2 protein-coding genes and 1 pseudogene are annotated in these 2442 nt (G+C 26.1%); 2 read left to right on the top strand and 1 reads right to left on the bottom strand.

Annotated elements, in window-relative coordinates:
- Nucleotides 1-190 precede the first annotated feature (190 nt).
- A pseudogene (locus tag HMPREF1863_RS09445) lies at nt 191-273 on the bottom strand (relaxase); the annotation flags it as partial.
- A gap of 107 nt (nt 274-380) precedes the next feature.
- Between HMPREF1863_RS09445 and HMPREF1863_RS02070 the strand changes: the two are divergent.
- Nucleotides 381-1349 carry an ABC transporter ATP-binding protein gene (locus HMPREF1863_RS02070; RefSeq protein ID WP_232300092.1) on the top strand — a complete coding sequence of 323 codons (969 nt, stop codon included), beginning with the start codon at nt 381-383 and terminating at the stop codon, nt 1347-1349.
- 98 nt (nt 1350-1447) lie between these two features.
- Complete coding sequence (locus HMPREF1863_RS02065; RefSeq protein ID WP_232300091.1) at nt 1448-2188, top strand: ABC transporter permease; 741 nt, start codon at nt 1448-1450, stop codon at nt 2186-2188.
- The last annotated feature ends 254 nt before the right edge of the window (nt 2189-2442 follow it).

The following is a 2442-nucleotide window of genomic DNA, read 5'->3' as shown; positions in this document are numbered from 1 at the left end:
ATAGGTTTAATATTTGGGGTAAAGGAAAAGGATAAGTTGTTTATGGCGTTAAATGTCCTTTTAATCTTATTACTGCCTATAGCAATGTTTGTAGGTCATCTAGTAGGATCTCTTTAAGTGAGATAATAAGTTTAGATTAAAAGTTTATAAATATTTTTAAAAAGCTATAAGTTTATCCCCTTATAGCTTTTTATCTCTCCGCTTCTTTCCCATAATAATTTTCATAGTTTTTTCTATACTAACAAGGTCAGAAAATTGCTCTTTATTTAAAGAGCAATTTCTGAAGTAAAAGGGAAAAGTTAAAATAGTATTATAGTAATAATTTTTCTTGAACAAGGGATTCAAAGAAGCTGAAACATCTTAGAAAAACTCTTATAATTATGTTGAAAGTAGGAGATATAATATCATTATATAGGATGCCTCATGAAATTATAGAAAGGAATAATCAAATGAGCGAATATATATTAGAAACTAAAAATTTAGTAAAAAATTTCGGAAATTTTACAGCAATAGATAATGTTAATTTAAAAGTAAAAAAACAATCTATTTATGGCTTAATAGGAGATAATGGAGCCGGAAAATCAACTATTATGAGAATGATATCTGGATTATCTAATAAGAGTAGTGGGAATATAGAGCTATTTGGTAAAAATGTTAAAAAAAATTCTAGTTATTTTAGTAAAGTAGGCAATTTAATAGAAACACCAGCATTATATATGCAACTAACAGCTTATGACAATTTAAAATTAAAATGCTTATCTTATGATATAGAAAATGAAACGTATATAAAAGAAATACTTAAAATAGTTGGGTTAGAAGATTGCTATAATAAACAAGTTAAGAGTTTTTCCTTAGGAATGAAACAAAGACTTGGTATTGCAATGGCTCTTATAGGATCTCCTGAAATTATTATTTTAGACGAGCCAATTAATGGACTTGATCCTCAAGGAATAGTCGATATTAGAAATATGTTAAAAGAAATTAATAAAAAATACGGCATTACCATAATTATATCAAGCCACATATTAGAAGAGTTATCTAAAATCGCAACAGATTTTGGAGTAATTTCAAAAGGGAAGTTACTAGCTGAGTTTACAATAGAAGATTTGCATAAAAAATGTAGATCAAGAATAGAGATAATAACCAGCAAAACGAATGAAGTATCAAAAATTTTAAATAAACATGGATATGAAAATGAGATTATAAATAGTAAAAAAGTTATATTAAACGATTACTTTGATAAAATAAGCCTAATAAACTCTTTGTTAGTAAATTGTGGTATAGAAATAAGTTCAATTTCTGTAAAAGAAATGAGCTTTGAAGATTATTATATGGAGATATTAAGATGAGTAGAGCAATAAAATTAGAGTTATATAGACTACGAAGAAACAAATATCCATGGATAATTTTAATTCTTAGTAGCCTTATGATAATTGGATCTGTATATATGACAAAAGTTGATTATCATTACTATATTAATGATAAAGCAGCACTAGAAAACTTGAAAATAAATTTCACACAGATAAATTGGGGGATTTATGTTGGAAGTGTGATTCCAGATTGGTTAGATTTAGGCTATATACCTATAACTGAATTATTTATGAGAAATATCCAAAGTAAAATTTTATTGATGTTTCAAACAGTTTTTATTGTGATGTATATAGGAGATGAACTTAAATCTAGTTTTCTAAAAAATATTAATCAAGTTTTTCCAAAAAAAATAGAGCTAACTTTAGGAAAAGTAGCAATAATATGTGTATACACATTAGCTATATTTATTACTAGTTTTATTATTATGTCATTATCATTTTACTTTATGGAAGGATATTTGAAATTCACAGAAATAGGAATATTCATAAAATACATTCTCGCAGAGTATTTATTATATATTACCTATAGTATTGTAATAATGTTTTTAGCATATTTGATAAGAAATTCTGCCGTTACACTTATTATTGGTCTCCTTGAGTCAGCTGGAATATTACAAATATTTGATACAATAATCCATCAAATATCCGGGAATTTTTCATCTTCAATTATGAAATATCTTATATCGGGAAATATAGTATTATTATCTATTAATAGCAGTAGTTCCATTTATTTAAGAGTGGCTATCTTATCGATCATTTATTTGGTGATTATGATAATATTAAACACCGTGATTCTTAGTAAAAGAGATATTTATTAAATTAGAAATGGAGGGGTTTATGGCATATGATACATTGGGATTTGCTCTATTTAATAAATACACGGTAAAATGCAGACATTGTTGTTTTTATTGTTTCTCCTGAATCTCAACAAAGAACTGATATTAATGCTGTAAGTTTAATAAGCTAAAAAAGAGAGGAGACTTTATGAAAGAGAATTTAAGCAAAAAATGTTTCTAATTGGATCCGTAATTTTTATGATTTCCTACCTACTGCCAATAGACATCTTTGAAAG

The organism is Aedoeadaptatus coxii (assembly GCF_001553115.1).
Taxonomy (GTDB): Bacteria; Bacillota; Clostridia; order Tissierellales; family Peptoniphilaceae; genus Aedoeadaptatus; species Aedoeadaptatus coxii.
The sequence above is the reverse complement of the archived record's forward strand: the minus strand, read 5'-3'. Positions and strand labels throughout refer to the sequence as shown.